The organism is Vibrio sp. SCSIO 43137 (assembly GCF_028201475.1).
In the GTDB taxonomy this organism is placed as follows: domain Bacteria; phylum Pseudomonadota; class Gammaproteobacteria; order Enterobacterales; family Vibrionaceae; genus Vibrio.
In genome coordinates this window covers 1,295,588-1,315,063 of sequence record NZ_CP116384.1, presented here as the reverse complement: position 1 = coordinate 1,315,063, position 19,476 = coordinate 1,295,588, and the positions used below count along the sequence as shown (strand labels likewise).

Below are 19,476 nucleotides of genomic sequence, written 5' to 3'. Positions count from 1 at the left end.
ATATCTAGCTGTTGAAATATGGCAGAAATCGTAATTTATTTTTTAATGAACGTTCAATCTGGTAATTTTTAAAAATTAGATATTAATCGCATAAGCTTTTTTTTTAATTTTTATTAATTGATGCCTTATTGGTGTTGAATATATGGGTGTAATAAATAAATATAGTGTGATTAATTGTCTGTATATATGAAGCTTCAAAGTGCTGTATGGTTTTCGTTTGGTCTTGTTCGTATAACATGTTGTATTTAGCGTGATTATTTGCCTTGGTGTAATTCTTTCTTCGTGAGAGGGTTTATTTTTGAGATGCAGATATAAAATGGTTTATTTTGATGAGGTGTATAGCTAAACGGATGAATTTTATTGTAACTAATTACTTATTTTTTCTGCTTGGTCATTAATATTAATTATAGTTTTTATATTTTTCATTTATATTGAAAATAATGGCTGCTTTAATATTGCGGCCATTATTTTTCTTGTTTATTTAAACCTAATGATTAAATCATTTTATAAATAAGTTCAGCCAAACGACGAATAGCCTGTTTCTCTCTATCTCCACACTCAAATGACGCATTCATACGGAAACAGTTATTGAATCGCTGGTTAAGGGAGAACATCTTACCCGGGGCGATACTGATATTTTCCTTAATGGCCAGCCGGTAAAGCTCGGCAGCGTCCAGATGATCCGGCAACTCTACCCAGAGAAAGTAGCCGCCGTCGAGATAATGAATATCAACTTGTTCAGGAAAACAGTTTCTCGCCTCCTGCCAGATAGCAAATTTGTTTTGCTCCAGTACTCTTCTCATTTTACGCAGGTGGTTTTCGTAGTTTCGGGTGGAAAGGTACTCTGCAAAGGCTTGCTGTATTGGTGTGCTGACCGAAAGGGCACTCATCAATTGTAATTTCTGTACCGGAATGGCCATCTCTCCGGCGGCGACCCAACCTATGCGGAATCCGGAAAGCAGCGTTTTAGAAAAAGATGAGCAGTGCATCACTTTGCCCGCTTTGCTGAAGGCTTTTGCCGGTAGTGGCTTTTTATCAGAGAAGTGCAGCTCGGCATATACGTCGTCTTCAATCAGGTAAACATCGTGCTTTTCCAGCAGAGAGACCAGCTGCTGTTTTTTCTCTTCCGGCATAGTGCAGCCAGTCGGGTTCTGGCTATTGGTCATTAGCCAGCACGCTTTCACCGGATAGTTTTCCAGAGCGGTTTCCAGTGCCTGCAGATCGATACCTTCACTCGGGTCTGTCCTTATTGAAAGCGCTCTTAAGTTAAGCCGTTGTAGAGCCTGCAAGGCTCCGTAAAACCCCGGTGATTCAATAACAACCCAGTCACCCGGTTTGGTAACGGATTGCAAACTCAGGTTTAGTGCATCCAGCGCTCCGGCAGTAATCACAATCTCATCGGGGGAGATATTCATACCTTGTGCAGCATAGCGTTTGGCGATGATCTGTCTTAGCTGATCATTACCCGGTGGGAAGTTATATAAAGCACTGGAAGTGGGCATAGTGCGGGTAACCGAGGCTAAGGCTTTGTTTAACTGGTTGCGGGGATGGACACCGGTATCCGGATAAACAGAACCAAAGCTGACAACGTGGGGCTTGCGGCTCTCTTGCAGTACCTCAAAAATAAAGTCATTGATATCGATATTTTCCGATGACTCGATGGCAGTTTTCGACGCTTTTGGGGTTGAGCTGGTTACTTTTGGGGCGACAAAGTAGCCGGAACGGGCATGAGAGCTGATCCAGCCCTGACTCTCTAATACTTGATAAGCCTGCATAACTGTCATCAGGCTCATATTTGAAAGTTCAGTCTGTTTGCGTAGAGAGGGAAGTTTGTCTCCTACCTGCCACACTTCATTTTGAATCTGATCACGAATCTGATCGACAAGTTGTTCGTACTTTGCCAAGGTGGTGCCTTTTATTTCTTGATAATCAATGGTTTACATAGTGCTTAGATCTGTTATAGAAAAATAGCACAAATCTGTATCTGTCATATTGTACAACGGATTCTAATAATGATCCTTAGCAGAAACCGCAGTCTTATACAGGCTGTTCAATATATGATGGTTTGGTCGATGATAAGTAGCAGAGAAACAGAATACTCAGATCCTTCCCGCGAGTTATCTGAGAAGCTGAAGCAGATTAAAGGCGTAAAATTCTCTTACGCTGTATTCCCTAAAGACAATGATGAGATAAGGCTGGATGACTTTCCGGTATTCTCCTGTTCACAGAACAGTGTCAATATCCTATCGAGGTTGATATACCTGTACATGTCCTGTGAGTATAAAGAGAGTTGTCTTGCTCACTTCTCAGACTGGCTAAACAGTAGTAGCGCCAGCCAGCAAAGTGCTGCCACTACAGGCATCAGGGATAGCTATGCTATTTTAGCCAGCTATCAAGTTCGCTCTTTCTCTGTTGTCTCTGTGGCAGAACCTAGTGACAACTTTGTCGGCTTTTTCTTTATCTATTCTTCACTCTATTCCCAGAAACAGCTTGAAGACAAAATGGAGCAAACCGGGTTGTTTTCCCAGCTAGAGATGTTGCATTTTTATCTGACCCGGCGATATCCCAGAATTACTAATCCTGATTTCTATAACGGCTCAATGAAGGAGCGGACGGCCGAGATCCTTCATCTGACTGCTGCGGGAAAAAGTTGTAGCGAGATTATGCAGATTCTTCCGTTGTCAGCCAATGGTGTGAATTACCACCTCGGCCGGGCTAAGTCACTGTTAAATGCCAGAAATAAGGCCGAGCTTATTTACAATGCTAAGCGGGACTGTTTTATATGAATAGACAGTTGTTAGTCGTTTTGTTTTGTGTTGTTGCTCATTTTTACCTGTTATTTCAATTGTTTAAAATTGCATTTTAAGTCTGTTATAGGTAATAAGTTAAAATCTGTATCTATTATAGTTTGTTCTGATTCTTATAATGGCCTCAAGTTTGGTAAGTAACTTTTTAACCAGGAGACTATTATGAATGAACTTCGTATCGCAGCGCAGCGCGCAATTAACCTTATGGATCTTACAAGTTTGAATGACGATGATACCGATGAGAAAGTGATACAGTTGTGTAAAGACGCCAAAACTGCTTTTGGCAATACTGCTGCAATCTGTGTTTATCCCCGTTTTGTTCCGCTAGCAAAAAAGCAGTTGCGTGAGCAGGGAACACCAGAAATCCGCGTTGCGACTGTAACTAACTTCCCCCATGGTAACGATGATATTGAGATAGCAGTTGCTGAAACCAAGGCGGCAATTATGTACGGTGCGGACGACGTGGATGTTACTTTTCCTTATCGCGCTCTAAAAGCAGGTAATAAGCAGGTCGGTTATGATTTGGTTTTACAGTGTAAACGCGTTTGTCGTGAAGCTGGTGTACTGCTTAAGGTGATTATCGAATCAGGTGAACTGACGGAGTCTGAAATCCGCACGGCTTCCGAGCTCTCTATTGAAGCCGGCGCTGATATGTTGAAGACCTCTACTGGTAAAGTGCCTGTAAATGCGACACCAAGAGCTGCTGAGATTATGCTGGAAACCATTGAGCGAATGGGCGTTCAGGACCGTGTAGGCTTTAAGGCATCTGGCGGGGTAAGAAATGCTGAAGACGCGCTGCTGTACCTTGATATCGCTGATAGCTTGTTTGGTCTGGGCTGGACAACGACTCGCACCTACCGCTTTGGTGCTTCTTCACTACTACCTAATCTGCTGGCGACGCTTGAACAGCAGGAAACTGAACAGCAGCCAGAACTCAGTTACTAATATTTTGTAACTAATACTTTGTAATTAATACAGAAAAGGCAGATAGCTTATTCCAGTTATCTGCCTTTTTCTGTTCAGCGGGTGGTAAGAAATCTTCTCTGGCTGGTGGATCAGCTTCGCCTTCTCAAAACAGGCAATTAAAAAGGTGCTTTCTGAAAATTGTATTACCTTTAGTTAAGAGGGCTGGTTGTCTGAGTCCACAGGGAATAATTAACATAAAAATCAATAACTCAGTAACGGACTAGGGTATGAAGGCGATAGCAAGAAGATTGGTTACCATACGTGTGACCGTGGTGTTTATATTTATCATTGGTATTTTGATCACTTCCATGTCGGCCGTGATCTTGCAATATCTGTTCTCCAGCAAGATAGCCACACAGGCCGCGACAAGCAACGCAGCCAATATTGCCAATAACACCATTGAAAAGGTAGCAACCCTAAGCCAGAAGGCGGAGCACTCTGTGGAACTACTGGCCAGAAACTCTGCTCTGGTGAGTGGGAACCATGTCGGTCCTGTGGTGGATGAGCTGTTTGCTAATCTATTGGATAACAACAATGAGTTTTACGCGGTCTATATCGGTCTGAAGAACGGTGATTTCTACGAGCTGATTAATTTGGAGGCGAGCCCGGCCATAAGAAGGCAATTGGGTGCAGCATTAACTGACCGTTACGCCAAAATCATTATCAAAGATATTGATGGTAAACGGATGAAGCAGACGCTGTTTCTGACGGAGCAGTTCACTATCAGCAATAAAACCGAACAAGAGACAGAGTATGATGCGTCATCAAGAAACTGGTTCCGCATTGCTAACGATATAAAAGCCTCCAAAACAGCACCTTACCTGTTCCATATCCTTCAGGCTCCCGGCCAGACTTATTCCATGCGCATCGAAGGTAGTGATGCCGTTATTGCTATTGATATCGCGTTATCCACTATGTCTGAGTTTCTCACTAAACAGATCTCCAATATTACTGGTATGGAGAATGGTGAAGCGTATCTCTATAACGCTGACGGAACTCTGATCGCGTCAAATACTGAGGTGATTGCCACAGAAGAGTATCAGTTTGCCCCTGTGTTTCTTTCTGAACAGGAGCAGGTTTATATTGATAGCCTGAATGTTATCCGTGTCTCTAATGAAATGGACTGGGCACCTTTTGATTATTCGATTTCCGGCCAGCCTAGAGGTTATGCCGTTGAGCTGACTAGCTTGCTGGCGGAGAGCCTGGGTTTGTCTATTGAGTATGTTAACGGGGTTTCATGGTCGAAACTGACGGATTACTTTCAGCAACAGCATATTGAAGTATTGATGCCCGTCTATGCAACAGAGAGTAATAAACACTGGGGCTTATTTTCGGACCCGATACTTGACCTGCCAATGACGCTGGCAACCCGTGATGATGCCAGACGCTATTCGAGTTTGAGTGAACTGAACAATAAGGTGCTGGCTATTCCTGCGGGCTGGTCGATTATTCCGGCTATAGAGGCGGTATATCCGGATATTAAAATTCTTCAGGTCAAGTCTATCTCAGATGCTATAAAAGCGGTGATTGACGGGCGTGCTGAGGCCACTATTGAGAGTAAGGTAATACTGGAGTACAACCGCGATATCTATTATCTGGACGGCATTCATATTCAGCCTGATCTGGATATTACTCCGGTTCAGTTTGACAGTAATTTACGCTATGTGCTGCCGGAAAAACTAGCACCGCTGAAAGATCTTTTTAACCGCGCCTTGGCCTCTGTCAGTGAGAAAGACAGGTTTTATCTGGCAGATAAGTGGTTGAAACGTTCTCCGGGAGTGGTTAGTCAGCCTTCTCGGGCGGTTCCGTATCAGGCGTTGATTGAGAAAGTAGCCGACGAAAGTAACTATGGTCAGTTGACTCCGACCGAACTGAAAAGTGGTGAGCACCTTATCTACCTTTCGCCTATTTTTAACGAAACCGGTCAGTTTATTGCCATAGTCCTTAATGCTGACGATATTTTGTCTACTAGCAGAAAAGAGGTGCTGATATCCGCAGTGGTTACCGTGCTGGTTATTCTGTTGTTGCTGCCAGCCAGTTGGTTGCTGGCAAACCCTATTGTGTTACCGATAAAACAGCTGGCGCGGGAGAATATCAAGGTGATGAATCGTAAATATCATCTGGTTAACTACCGTAGCTCAGTGATTAAAGAAGTTGATGAACTTGCCCGCTCTCTGGTCAATATGTCTGACTCTATAGCCAAGCATGAGAAGCAGCAACAAGACCTGATGGACTCCTTTGTTGAACTGATTGCGCAGGCTATCGATGACAAGTCACCTTATACCGGTGGTCATTGCCACCGGGTTCCTGAGCTGGGGCTGATGTTGGCGAAGCAGGCCAGCAAGAACAGCGACCCCCATTTTGCCGGTTTCTCTATTGAGGATCGTGAAAGGCATCGTGAATTCTGGATGGCGGCATGGTTACACGACTGCGGCAAAATAACCACGCCTGAGCATGTGGTGGATAAAGGCAGTAAACTGGAAACCAGTTATAACCGTATCCATGAAATCAGAACCCGGTTTGAAGTGCTGTGGCGCGACGCTGAGATCGAGTACTGGAAAGGGGTTGTGGCTAACCCGCAAAGAGAACCTGAGCTTAAGCTGCAAATGGAAGAGATGCAGCAAACCTTGCTGGAAGAGTTTGAATTTGTCGCAAAACAGAATGTCGGCTGCGAGTATATGCAAGACAGCTATGTGGAAAAACTGCGTCGTATTGCTGCCAGAACCTGGGTCAGACATTTTGATGATTGTCTGGGCTTGTCTCCGGCAGAAGAGAAAAGGCTGAAACAGAAGCCAACTGAACTACCGGTAATTGAAACCCTGATAAGTGATAAACCAGCGCATAAAATTCGCTGGGAAAGAAAGCCTGATTATGATGAAGCTTTAGGCATAAAGCTTGTGCCTCCTCAGTTACAAAATAATCAGGGTGAGCTGTATAACCTGCTGGTGAGAAAAGGCACGTTAAACAGTGAAGAGCGTTTCCGGATTCAGGAACATACTGTCAGCACCATTAAGATTCTTGAGGGCCTACCGTTTCCTAAAGAGCTGGAGAATGTGCCGCGTTATGCTTCGACTCATCATGAGAATCTGAAAGGAACGGGCTATCCGAGAAATATTCCCGGAGAAGAGTTGTCTATTGGTGAACGGATACTGGTTCTGGCGGATATATTTGAAGCACTGACCGCTGATGACCGCCCTTACAAAGAAGCCAAGACGTTAAGTACTGCTATCGATATTCTGTTTGAGTTTGTTGAGATGCAGCATATCGACCCTGAGATATTCAGGCTGTTCCTAGTCTCTGGTGTCTATAAAGAGTATGCCAACCGCTACCTGACAGAGGTGCAGATGGATGAAGTTGATATTGATAAACAACTGAAGAAGCTGGATAAATTCCAGAATGGTATAGAGAAGGTTTCTGAAATTAAACAAGCGGTTTAGTTTAAGGTGTAACCATAAAAATAAAAGCCGGCAGAGTTAGTGATTCTGCCGGCTTTTACTTCATTGTACTTTGTTATTTTATTAAGCTTTGGCGTGCAATATGGCCAGTGACATTGGCGCCAGCTGCATATCGTACTCAACAGTTTCGTGACACACTTTGTCCTGATTGGTATTACAAACCGTCACCCACTGCTGTTTTCTGTCAGAAGGGAGCTTAAACCGGGCCGGTGCACTTGATTGGTTGATTAAGTAGATCAACTCCTGACCCTCTTGCCCTACTCCCAAGTGCAGAGCAACGGCACTCAGGTTGTTCCAGTCATCATGCTCCATATGCTCTCCGTCGGCACGTCGCCAGCCAACACGGTTACGGTTACGCTGATCACCACTGAATGCTTTAACAAAAGGCAACATATACTGCTGACGAGCCTCAACCATATCGCTGAGCCACTTCTGGAATAACATTTTTCTGGAGGTGAGTTGCCAGCTTGACCAGCTTATCTCGTTGTCCTGACAGTAGGCGTTATTGTTGCCCTGCTGAGAGTGGGAGAGGATATCGGTAGTAAGAATATGCGGGATACCAAAGGCAAATAACAGGCTGGCAAGGAAGTTACGTTTCTGCTTTTCACGCAACGCCTTAATCACCATATTGTCGGTTTCACCCTCTTCTCCATAGTTGTCAGAGCGGTTATCACCGTGGCCGTCGTGGTTATTCTCACCGTTAGCTTCATTGTGCTTATGTTTATAAGTCACCAGATCCTGCAGGGTGAAGCCGTCGTGATAGGTAATGTAGTTTACCGTCAGTTTTTGTGGCCAGCGGCTGGCGCTGTAGAGATCCCTTGAGCCCATCATGCGGGTGGCAAACTCTTTCAGGAAGCCTTGATCGCCCCGCCAGAAGCTGCGTGTTATATCTCGGAACTTATCGTTACACTCATTCCATCCGTCAGGGAAGCCACCGACCTGATAGCCGTTAGGGCCGATATCCCAAGGTTCGGCAATAAGTTTAACGTTGCGGAGAACAGGATCCTGAGCGACAGCTTTGAAAAAGGCAGCATGATAATTGAAGTTGTCGCCTTCACGACCTAGTGTGGCTGCCAGATCAAAGCGGAAACCATCAATATGATACTCCTCTACCCAGTAGCGCAAGGTATCCATCACCAGGTTCAGCGTAGGCTGATGAGTCAGATCTAAGGTATTTCCGCAGCCGGTAAAGTTAGCAAAATGATTACCGTGCTTAATATAGTATTTACTGTCCAGTGCCTTAAGGTTGAAAACCGGGCCGCCTTCACCGCCTTCTGCCGTATGGTTATAAACCACATCTAACAGCACTTCTATGCCGTTGGCATGAAGCTCGCGTATGGTGGTTTTCAGCTCTTTTACTGCGTCTCTCACCGCATAACGCGGGTCTGGAGCCATAAACAGATAGGGGTTGTAGCCCCAGTAATTGGTTTTACCCATTTTTAGCAGGTGCTCTTCGTGCATACAGGCAGCAACAGGCAATAACTGAATGGTATTGATGTTTTGCTCTTTAAAGAATTTGAGCATGGCATGGCTGCTAAGACCGAGATACTTGCCCTGTTTTGCAGGGCTGACATCATGGTTTAACATGCTGCACCCTTTGACATGGGTCTCGAATATTACTGTCTCTTCACGTGGTATTCCCGGCGGGGTGGTTCCTTTCCAGTCGAAGCGGCTATCGACCACAACGCACTTGCTCATTGCCCAGCTTTTTTCTCGGCTGAACGGCGCCTTATAGGTCAGCGGTTCTGCAATCCCTTTAGCGTAGGGATCTGACAACAGCAGAGGGCCTTCTTCAGTATCAACAACATAGCCGTATTTTGTTCCGGCTTTTATCTTATCCAGATAGATATGCTTAATACCCGCGTACTGCTGAGTGAGCGGATACAGTGTGTAATCAGATTCTGTTTCAAAAACGGCAAGTGAAACAGATTTGTCGTTGGGCGCATAAATAGAAAAATTACATCCGTTGTCATCTAAGGTCGCCCCTAGCGGATATGGTTTTGAGCGCATTTCATTCATTATTAAGATTCTTAGATATTTTTTATTTACCTTATGAACATAAAGGTAATTGGGATGCTCTGTAAAGGCAACATCCCTGTTCGCAAACGATTCAAAAAAAGATTAAAAAATTTTCAGCGCAATTTGGTACTGAAACTTTAAACTTATTGATAACTTCTATAGCAGTTTAGCCTTTTTAACCCCTTTAAGCCGCTGGGTTAGTGACAAATAGCACAAAAATAGCGACTACTCCCTGTTCTACGCCCCCGGTTATCTGCGAGAACTGTCCGGGGAGGAGAGCGGACAGTCCCATCTCTGCACAGCTTGTTGCAACAGGCTGATAAACAGCTCAATCTTTTCGCTGCTTATGCCGCTTTTGGTGTAAATACCGATATTGCCAACCTTCTGGCGGTTAACACAGAGTGTCGTTATCCCCCGTTGCCCCAACCAACCGGCTAGCTTTTCAGTATAGGGCATGATTGCCTGAGACATTTTCAGCATATCGATACTGGCAGTCAGAGAGTCGATATCGTAGCAGACCCGGTTAAAGGCACGTTCCTGCTGACTGATAATGTTTTGTCTGGCACTTTCTGACGACAAAACCGCCTGATGCCTCTGATGAGAGGGCGTTACCCGTATAAGAGGAAATTGTTGTAGTTGCTGCTGAGCATCAGTAACTGAAAGCAGAGGGTGATTGTCGGCGACATAGATGGCTTCGTGATCCTGAAACATGGGATGGAAGGTGACCCGTGTCTGTTCTGCTAGCCCGGTAAGCTCATGGCCAATCACCAGATCCAGCTCTCCCTCAATCAGATGGTGAATCAGGGTTTGATTATTGCCGAATTCCAGATGAAATGAGCTGTCTGGCTGACTTTGCTGATATTGGGCCACTACTTTTCTTACTAATAACTCCCACCATGCTTCACCTGTTCCCAGCTTTATCTTGCCGTGCACCTTTTGCTTTATATCTTCGATTTGATGCATCAGATGCAACTGCTTCTCCTGCTGTTCAAGCGCGTGTTGTTTAAGCAGAACGCCATATTCTGTAAGTTCTACCCCTTTTGCATGGCGGTGAAATAGTGTGACTCCCATATGATTTTCAAGCTTTTTAATCGCCACGGTTAATGAGGGCTGGCTGATAGAAAGATGCTCTGATGCCTTTTTAAAGCTGCCTGATTGAGCAATGGCAAGGAAATATCGCTGGCTTTTGTCCATTAGAAGATCGATTGACGGTTATTGGGCTGTTAATTTTATCTTGATATAGAAAAAAACTATAGCTTAATGTTTGTTATCTATTTCTTTTGGTTTAATTTCAGGGGTATATTTTTTAAAGGGTTAGTTTTTGTTTAAGGGTGAAAATGGAAAACAAGTGGTGGCACAACGCTGTGGTGTATCAGATATATCCACGCAGTTTTTGCGATTCTGACGGTGACGGTATTGGTGATATTCCCGGTATTATCAGTAAGCTGGATTATCTGCAAAATCTGGGGGTGGATGTTATCTGGTTATCTCCTGTCTACCGCTCCCCAATGGACGATAACGGCTATGATATTTCTGACTATCAGGATATCGCACCGGAGTTTGGCACGCTGGAGGATATGAAACAACTGCTCACAGAAGCTGAGCAGAGAGGGATTAAAATAGTTATGGATTTGGTGGTTAATCACACCTCAGATGAACATAGCTGGTTCCTTGAGTCGAAAAGCAGCAAAGAGAATGCTTACCGGGATTATTATATCTGGCGTGATGCAAAGCCGGATGGCTCACCACCCGATGATACTCAGTCAATTTTTGGCGGCTCAGCGTGGCAGTGGGATGAATCAACGCAGCAGTACTATTTCCACCTGTTCTCTAAACGTCAGCCTGATCTGAACTGGGAAAATCCGCAGGTTCATCAGCAGGTCTATAACATGATGAACTGGTGGATTGACCTTGGTATCGGCGGCTTCCGATTGGATGTAATTGATTTAATTGGTAAAGAGATCGATAAAGGTATATTAGGTAACGGTGAGCGTCTGCACCCCTTGTTACAGCAGATGAATAAGGCGACTTTCGGAGACAAAGACCTTCTGACTGTGGGTGAAACGTGGGGAGCTAACCCCGAGATCGCCAGACTGTATAGCAACCCGCAGCGGAATGAGCTGTCTATGGTGTTTCAGTTTGAACATATCACCCTGACATGGGGCGATGGAGAGAAATGGAATCCTTTACCCCTTAACCTGCCTGATTTTAAGCGAGTACTGACTAAGTGGCAGCTAGAACTGGCTGATGAAGGCTGGAACTCCCTGTTCTGGAACAACCATGATCTACCAAGGGCGGTGTCTAAGTACGGGGATGACGGCAAATATCGTGTTGAATCCGCTAAGATGCTGGCGATAGCATTGCACCTGCTGAAGGGGACTCCTTATATCTATCAGGGAGAGGAAATAGGGATGACCAATGTGGCATTCGATTCCATTGATCAGTATCGCGATATAGAAACCCTTAACTTCTACAAGATGAAAACAGAGTCCGGCACTTCGCACGAAGAGATGATGGCTGCCATTTATGAAAACAGCCGTGATAATGCCCGAACCCCAATGCAGTGGGACGGGACACACACCGCAGGGTTTAGCCAGTGGGGTGAGCGGGATGGGACACACACCGTACGGGGCAAGCCATGGATTGACGTGAACCCGAATTATACACATATCAATGTGGGACAGGCACTAGAAGATAAAACCTCTATCTTTTATCACTACCAGAAACTCATACAACTGCGCAAAACGTATCCGGTGATTGTCTATGGTAGCTTTGTTCCATTGTTTGCTGAACATGAACAGGTTTTTGCCTACCTGCGTCAGGATGAGTCGCATAACATAGCTGTAATCAATAACTTCAATAGTGAAATCGTGACTATTGAGACACCTGAATGTTTGAGGGACAAACCTCTTGAGCTGCTTATTTCAAATTATGACTGTGATGGTCAGCTTGATGAGCAAATAGATCTTCAGCCATATCAGTCGATGGTATTTCTTTTGTAAGGACAGGCTCCATAAAGAGTGGAGAGTTTTTTCTTAGGATAGACACCATAAGATACTATGAACTATAGATAGGTTTTATTTGTTGATCAGTAATATTGTTTCCAACTGAATGTTAGCAAGTAATGGTGATAGTAAGCTTGAACTGATTTATACGCTGAATAGAAACGGGTGGAGTTTGCCCTTTAGAGGTAGTTGTGACGGTATTTACATGAGTTAATAGGGGCAGAGCTAACCATCAAGCCGAAACAATTGTACCCGTTTCTTTCTGAGTGCTTGTCTAGTGTGTTTTGCCCGACAAGCACATCCAACAGCGGTGCTGCGATAATGCTCAAGTCTTGTGCAAGCCTTCAACCATATAGTTTGGTTTATACTGAGGCGCTGTAAAATAGGCGGAATGGAAGAGCTTAAAACTGCTTTATTTTCTTGGTACTGTCTGGCAGTCCAGTCGACCAACTCAATATAATCCATTAACCTGAAGGGAATACCTATTCCCATTTTTTTGACTGGATTGCCGGTAAATGGGTGGAGACATGGTGCCGTTTCCAGATCGCTTGTTAGTGCTTCTAATCTAGCTTTAATCGAAGTGTATTCTGATGACTCTGGTGTTTTCGCAGCCCCAGCCCTAAGTGGGTTTAAATCAACATATGTCATTGCAGCTATTAGGGCTTGTTTATCGAGCAGCGCTTGGCTCTTAAAGCGACTCTCCCAAAAATGCCCTTTACAAGAGTCTTCCTGATTTGCCCGGCAGGCGATATCAAAATTAAGCTCTTTCATGAACCAACTCAGATCCCAGAGCCGCTTTCGCCAGCTTTCAATAATTGTAGATACAGCCTTTTTCTCTGCATCACTACTCAGTTTACCTTCCAGCCAACTCTGTACCAGAAAAGGGAGTTTATGAAGCTGTTGCCATCGTGCAATCACTTCGCATGCACTGAGTTTTGAGGCATTTTCCTTATTGATATGAAGCACAAGGTGGTAATGGTTACTCATCACTGCATAAGCACAAATATCAATACAATACACTTGAGATAGTGCATAGATTTTATGTTCAATCCAATCTCTGCGGTGCTCGTAGCTTTTTTGAGTAACTGGGTCTTCACCGCATAGGAAGCTGCGCCTGACACAACGGGAAACGCAGTGATAATAAGGTGTTACATCGGCTGAGACGAGCTGTTTTCTGGCTGTTGTCATAATAAGTAACCAAGTTAAGGGAACAAGCTTAAGTTACGCATTTATGTTTCAGCAGCAAATGAGGTCGTAGCTATAGTTCGACAGATATATCAATGTGTAATATTGAGTTTAATACTTTGCGGTATTTTTCGGTGCGTGTCCTCGCAAAAGGCAAAAGGTGAACGTGATAGATGTTACGGTGCATGTCCTCGTTAAAAGATGAAGGTGTATGTCCCCGTTAAAAGCAAACGTTCCTGCGGGTAAAGTTTTACGCTAGAATGCCGCTATCATTTCTGATGCTATTAGCCTTTCCTCGGTGGTTTGACCGCTTTTTGTGAGCGCCTTATGTAGCCATTTCAAGTAATCGAAATTATGCAATGGAAGCTGCTTAGGAGCTCAGTTAATGTATCAGCTTGCGGGAAGTGATTTTCTGACTAGTCAGCATTTCTGACGGTGAATGCTTATAATTATAATCAGGTGAAATAGTTACCTGAGTTTTAGAGACGTATTTGTATATTAATTTATGAATTTTATGACGATTGCCCTAGGGGCCACGGGTATCTCCCTACTGTTAATTTTTTTGTGGATGGCAACGCTGTCCGCAAAGAAAAAGCGTCTTGCTGCTGAAAAAGAAGAGCGCGAAAGAGCCTACAGAAGGGCAATTGAGAGACAGCGGGAAGAAGAGAAAAAAGAACGGATCTTTAAAGCTGAGACAGGGCATATTCCGACTCAGCTATTTCTGGCTAAAGAGGCCGAAGTTCATAACCCCAGAGAAGCCCTGTATTGGTACGAACAAGCCGCACTGCAAGACAATGAGATTGGTATGTATGGTGTGGTTCGCGTTTGTGCCAGAGCCAAGGAAGACGTTGTGCTGAACGAAAAGTCTAAATTCTGGCAGATCGCTATTGAGGCACATAATGGCAGTGCAAAAGCCAAGCTCGAGCTGGGTAAGGCATTTCTTGGTGGTAAAGGCATAGATCAAAATGTCGACAAAGGGATCGCTACCATTGAAGAGGTTGCCGAAGAGGGCAATATCGAGGCGCAGCTGTTTATTGGTGATTGGTATATCGCTGAATCGAATATGAATCCGAATCCTAAATTGTCGGCAGAATGGCACTTTAAAGCGGCGCAGCAGAACAGTTCTGAAGGCCAGTGGAAGTTAGGTATCCATTATCGTGACGGCAAAGGAGTAGAGAAGAACTTGACCAGAGCGATATATTGGTTCGAAGTCGCTGCGGAACAGGGTAATGCTGAAGCTCAGTATCTGGCTGGTGATGTATGGGTTGGAAGAGGCTCAAAAGGCAATGCCATTGCATATCTCTGGCTATTCTTGTCTGCTTATTTTGGCCATGAGGCCGCAAAACAGAGACGGGATGATGTGGGTAATATTCTCGGCGTGGATGCTGTTGTAGGTTTACAGGCCATGGCAAAACCTTTACTGCGTAAGTTAACTGATGGAGCGCTGATGAAACACTCCATGATAAAAGCGCTTAACCGTCTTTATAAGCGTGAGAGTTATTTCCCTGAGATAGACGGTAACGAGTTTATGGTTTATGAACCGTCTGAGATCGCCGAAGATGAAACTGAAAATCCAGAGAATGAGCTGAATTTTAGCTACTCACCTATGGATAAAAATCAATAACTCCTTTCTTAAAGTAACAATATAGCTTCTATTCTGCTGAAGAAACTACTGGCAGTAATCTGAAGCAAACTGTGAAAAACGGATACAAAAAAAACCAGTCAGTAAACTGACTGGTTTTTTAACATTGGAAGAGTGCTTAATGATTAAGCATCTTGCTCTGACTTACATACCGCAGCAGTGAATACTACGTCAGTTGAGCTGTTCAGTGCAGTTTCAGCAGAATCCTGAATCACACCGATGATAAAGCCAACACCAACAACCTGCATTGCAACGTCGTTAGAGATACCGAACAGGCTACACGCCAGTGGGATAAGAAGCAGAGAACCACCAGCTACACCAGAAGCACCACATGCAGATACTGCAGCAACGATACTCAAAAGAAGAGCTGTTGGCAGGTCAACGTTGATACCCATAGTGTGTACCGCTGCCAGAGACAGAACGGTGATAGTGATAGCAGCACCAGCCATGTTAATGGTTGCGCCTAGTGGAATGGATACAGAGTAAGTATCTTCGTCCAGCTTCAGCTTCTCACAAAGCGTCATGTTTACCGGGATGTTCGCAGCACTTGAACGAGTGAAGAAGGCGGTTACGCCACTTTCACGCAGGCACTGGAATACAAGCGGGTAAGGGTTTTGCTTAGTTTTTACATAAACAATGATTGGATTAACTACAAGGGCAATGATCAGCATAGCACTTAGCAGAACCGCCAGAAGCTGTGCGTAACCTGCAAGGGCAGAGAAACCTGTTGTTGCAAAGGTAGAAGCTACAAGGCCGAAGATACCAATTGGTGCCAGACGGATAATGAAGCGAACGATTTGCGAAACGCCGTGGCTAAGGTCTTCAAACACTGCTTTAGTGGTTGCAGAAGCGTGATGAAGGGCAAGACCAAGACCAATAGCCCAAACCAGAATACCGATATAGTTAGCTTCTTTCAGAGCGTTGATTGGGTTATCAACCAGTTTGAAAAGAAGAGTGTGCAGAACTTCACCAATGCCTTGCGGAGGAGTTGTACCTTCAGCACCGGCAACCAGTGTCAGAGTGGTAGGGAAAGCAAAGCTCAGTAGTACCGCAGTCAGTGCCGCCGAGAAAGTACCGATCAGATAAAGAACGATAATCGGACGCATATGGGTATGCTGACCTTTCTTTTGGTTTGCAATAGAAGCAGCGACTAAAATGAATACTAAAATGGGAGCTACAGCTTTTAGAGCACCTACAAACAGGCTACCGACTAAGCCGGCGTCTTTTGCACTCTCAGGCGAAATGACGGCAAGAAGTACACCGAGTACGATACCGCCCAATATTTGTAATACAAGGTTGCCGCTGGCGACTCTTGCAATAAGTGTGTTGTCGTTTTGCATGGGATTGTTACCTAATAGATATAATATTTTTTAATGTCAGAACTGCAATTTTACTAATGCGTTCTGTGTTGCTTATATTAAGCAATGTAGAGGATGTGTCTATAGATAAGTCAAATTTTAATGAATAAAGAGAAGCTTGTGGAGAAAAATAGATAAAAATATTGATTAATTGTTAATAATTGGTGTTTGATTTGTTGTGCAGGGAGCGAAATGCTCCCTGCAAACGTTTACTATCGTCCCTTCTTCAGATAGCGGCTCTCGTTCTGTACAGAACGCACCATTTTACCAAACTGTTTGCTTGCAGCTCTTTGCTCTGCCAGAGTGGCGCTGTTTCTTGCCTGTTCACGTAACAACTTGAAATAATTGTTTAACCGCCTTTCATCAATGGTTCCCTGAGAGAGTGCAGACTGAATAGCACACCTGGGTTCGCTCTGATGCTGACAATCTGAGAAGCGACATTCCCGGGCGATCTCTTCAATATCAGAGAAGGTTTCGCTGACACCGGCTTCACAGTCGGTTAGCTGCAACTCCCGCATTCCCGGAGTATCGATCAAAAGCCCTCCGTGAGGTAGTTGATGCAGTGAGCGTGAAGTGGTGGTGTGACGCCCTTTGCTGTCATCTTCACGGATACCACCGGTAAGCTGGGTTTCTGACGCCATTAATGTGTTCAGCAGAGTGGATTTACCCACACCGGATGACCCCATAACCGCAACAGTTTTTCCTTGCTTACACCAGCCGGAAAGTTTATCGACACTTTCACTATCAAGAGCATTGACAGTTTCAACCATCAACATGGGATCAAGTTTTTGTACCTCAGCCTTTTGTGTTTCAGCGTCTTTACACAAGTCAGCTTTGGTCAGAACAACCACGGCTTCTACCTGTGCTTCATTCGCTAATGCCAGATAACGCTCGATCCGGTTAAGGTTAAAATCATCGTTGAGAGAGCAGACGATAAACAGGGTATCAATGTTCGCGGCGATAAGCTGATAACTGGCCTTAGTGCCGGCAGCTTTTCGCTGAAACAGTGAACTTCTCTCTAAACATCGAACGAACTTCTGTTCTTGGTCCAGAAGAATCCAGTCTCCCACCGTCATAGGCGGAAAATTAGGATTTTGTGGCAGTGTTATGGTGCCTGTCCTTGTTAGCAATTTCTCTGTAAGTAATTGAAAGCCGGATCTGTGCTGCGCTGCAATACGGGCAATCGTTGTTGATTGATACTCTTCAAGTGTTAGTTGTTGTTGAAAGAAAGCCTGCCAACCCATTTGTGGCAAAGATAAATTTGAACTCATTTTAAAAACCCCAGACGAAAACTCGCCGAATATGGATATTCAGGGTCTAAACGATATGAATAGCCCCGGTAATCTGATATCACCGGGTAACAGAAAGGAAAGGCCTTACTCTAAATAAAGTGCTTTAAGTAAAGTGCGTTATTGGTAGATAAGGTTATTTGGTTGCTACTAAATTAACGCCTGTCAGCCTTTCACTGTTACCGGGTGGGTGTTTAATACAATCATGTTGTTCCTCCATTGGTTTTAGTTAACGGGGCTAGAGTAACAAAAAAGAGGCTCCGGAAGGAACCTCTTTGAGACAAAATATACTTAAAATCCAGTTACTATATTTTTAAGTTTTGTATATCAAATCACTGATAACTGCTTAGGCACCTAGCTCGTTAGCTACCAACATTGCAGCAAGTACCAGTTCAGGTGTTACTTCGAAAGGCATGTTATGGATGGTTTCACCTTCCGCACAAGATGCCTCAGCAACTTCCATCATCTTATCGCGTTTGATCTCCGTTACACCCATCTCTTTAAGGTTCGTTGGCAGGCCGACAGACTTACAGAAAGAGATCACTTCTTCAATCTCTTGCATTGGTGCGTTTTCCAGAACTAACTGAGTAAGGGTACCGAACGCAACCTTCTCACCGTGGTATAAGTGGTGGCACTCTTCCAGCTTGGTCAGGCCGTTGTGAATGGCGTGCGCAGCAGCCAGACCGGAAGACTCAAAACCGATACCTGAAAGGTAAGTGTTAGCTTCAATGATGTTTTCTACCGCTTCGTTAGACAGGTTCTGATCACAAGCGATTTTTGCTTTCAGACCATCAGCAATCAGAGTTTCATAGCATAATTTTGCCAGAGCCTGTGCAGAACGGGTCGGTTTACCACCAGCCATAGTTGATTTACCAGAGATACCATTTGCACGGGCTTCAAAATAGGTAGACAGAGCATCACCCATACCCGCAACCAGAAGGCGAGTAGGAGCTGAAGCGATAATCTGAGTATCCATAATAACCATGTTAGGGTTATTCGGAATCATTAAGTACTCTGCAAACTCACCTTCTGGTGTGTAGATAACTGCCAGTGCTGAGGTTGGTGCGTCTGTTGAAGCGATAGTAGGAGCAACAACCACAGGTACTTTGTTGTAGAATGCCGCTGCTTTTGCAGTATCAAGAGTTTTACCACCACCGATACCGATAACTACTTCCGCACCTTCTTTTTTGGCGATTTCCATAATACGCTCAATTTCAGGGCGACTACATTCACCAACAAACTCAACCATAGTGATTTCAACGCCGGCCGCAGCGCAGCTAGTTTGTACCGTATCACCTACCAGACCGGTGACGAACTTATCTGCAATAGCCAGTACTTTCGTGCCTAGTGGTTTTACATATTCACCAATGCTGCCTAAAACATTTGCGCCTTGAACATATTTGCTTGGAGAAATAATAATTTTGTCCATAGTTACAATCTCTGTGTAGTAGTTATTGAATTAAACAGGTGTAAATAAGCGGTAATTACCGCAACTGTTCGCTGAAATTCACATTAGAGTTGTTAAAACTAAAAGGAAATGACTTCTTGCTGATTAACTTGTAATTCATGAAGACATACACAAACAACCAGTTATTAAAGAAAAATTAAATCTATATATTGATCAGCTTCACAAATAATCGCTGTTAGTGGATAGCTGTTCCAAGGTGAAAAATAAAAATATATTGTTGAGTTTCATTCTGAAACGGTTTTTCTCTGTGTTGCGCAGAAGAAAATTAACCTGATACTGAAT

At 44.2% G+C, this 19,476-nt stretch carries 12 protein-coding genes; 5 read left to right on the top strand and 7 right to left on the bottom strand.

Features of this window, described 5'->3' with window-relative positions; genetic code table 11:
• Positions 1-494: 494 nt before the first annotated feature.
• The gene (locus tag PK654_RS21740; protein ID WP_271699545.1) at positions 495-1,904 is read right to left on the bottom strand and encodes an aminotransferase-like domain-containing protein; all 1,410 of its coding nucleotides are present in this window, start codon (positions 1,902-1,904) and stop codon (positions 495-497) included.
• A gap of 168 nt (positions 1,905-2,072) precedes the next feature.
• On the opposite strand from PK654_RS21740, the gene PK654_RS21735 reads away from it, so the two are divergent.
• The 3 genes from PK654_RS21735 to PK654_RS21725 all read left to right on the top strand — a co-directional run bounded on the left by PK654_RS21735 (position 2,073) and on the right by PK654_RS21725 (position 7,210).
• Positions 2,073-2,786, top strand: coding sequence for a helix-turn-helix transcriptional regulator (locus tag PK654_RS21735; RefSeq protein WP_271699543.1), 714 nt, complete (start codon positions 2,073-2,075; stop codon positions 2,784-2,786).
• A 183-nt stretch (positions 2,787-2,969) separates the two neighbouring features.
• Complete coding sequence (deoC, locus tag PK654_RS21730; protein WP_271699541.1) at positions 2,970-3,752, top strand: deoxyribose-phosphate aldolase; 783 nt, start codon at positions 2,970-2,972, stop codon at positions 3,750-3,752.
• A 248-nt stretch (positions 3,753-4,000) separates the two neighbouring features.
• Complete coding sequence (locus tag PK654_RS21725; RefSeq protein ID WP_271699540.1) at positions 4,001-7,210, top strand: HD domain-containing phosphohydrolase; 3,210 nt, start codon at positions 4,001-4,003, stop codon at positions 7,208-7,210.
• A gap of 81 nt (positions 7,211-7,291) precedes the next feature.
• Here the strand turns inward: PK654_RS21725 and glgX are convergent, their stop codons facing one another.
• Positions 7,292-9,247: a glycogen debranching protein GlgX gene (gene glgX, locus PK654_RS21720; protein ID WP_271699539.1), complete on the bottom strand. Its 1,956-nt coding sequence runs from the start codon at positions 9,245-9,247 to the stop codon at positions 7,292-7,294.
• 249 nt (positions 9,248-9,496) lie between these two features.
• Positions 9,497-10,441: a LysR family transcriptional regulator gene (locus PK654_RS21715; protein ID WP_271699537.1), complete on the bottom strand. Its 945-nt coding sequence runs from the start codon at positions 10,439-10,441 to the stop codon at positions 9,497-9,499.
• Positions 10,442-10,584: 143 nt separating this feature from the next.
• Here PK654_RS21715 and PK654_RS21710 point away from each other — a divergent pair, with 143 nt between their 5' ends.
• The gene (locus tag PK654_RS21710; RefSeq protein WP_271699535.1) at positions 10,585-12,249 is read left to right on the top strand and encodes a glycoside hydrolase family 13 protein; all 1,665 of its coding nucleotides are present in this window, start codon (positions 10,585-10,587) and stop codon (positions 12,247-12,249) included.
• Between the two features lie 228 nt (positions 12,250-12,477).
• On the opposite strand, the gene PK654_RS21705 is transcribed toward PK654_RS21710, so the two are convergent.
• On the bottom strand, positions 12,478-13,440 hold the full coding sequence (locus tag PK654_RS21705; RefSeq protein WP_271699534.1) for a transposase: 963 nt from the start codon (positions 13,438-13,440) through the stop codon (positions 12,478-12,480).
• Between the two features lie 502 nt (positions 13,441-13,942).
• Between PK654_RS21705 and PK654_RS21700 the strand changes: the two genes are divergently transcribed.
• Positions 13,943-15,061: a tetratricopeptide repeat protein gene (locus PK654_RS21700; RefSeq protein WP_443088757.1), complete on the top strand. Its 1,119-nt coding sequence runs from the start codon at positions 13,943-13,945 to the stop codon at positions 15,059-15,061.
• A 143-nt stretch (positions 15,062-15,204) separates the two neighbouring features.
• Here the strand turns inward: PK654_RS21700 and sstT are convergent, their stop codons facing one another.
• From sstT to PK654_RS21685, 3 genes are all read right to left on the bottom strand, one after another.
• The gene (gene sstT, locus PK654_RS21695) at positions 15,205-16,419 is read right to left on the bottom strand and encodes a serine/threonine transporter SstT (RefSeq protein WP_271699531.1); all 1,215 of its coding nucleotides are present in this window, start codon (positions 16,417-16,419) and stop codon (positions 15,205-15,207) included.
• Between the two features lie 230 nt (positions 16,420-16,649).
• A complete protein-coding gene (gene rsgA / locus PK654_RS21690; RefSeq protein WP_271699530.1) occupies positions 16,650-17,708 on the bottom strand; it encodes a ribosome small subunit-dependent GTPase A in 1,059 nt (352 codons plus the stop codon).
• A 364-nt stretch (positions 17,709-18,072) separates the two neighbouring features.
• Complete coding sequence (locus tag PK654_RS21685; protein ID WP_271699529.1) at positions 18,073-19,155, bottom strand: glycerol dehydrogenase; 1,083 nt, start codon at positions 19,153-19,155, stop codon at positions 18,073-18,075.
• Positions 19,156-19,476 lie beyond the last annotated feature (321 nt).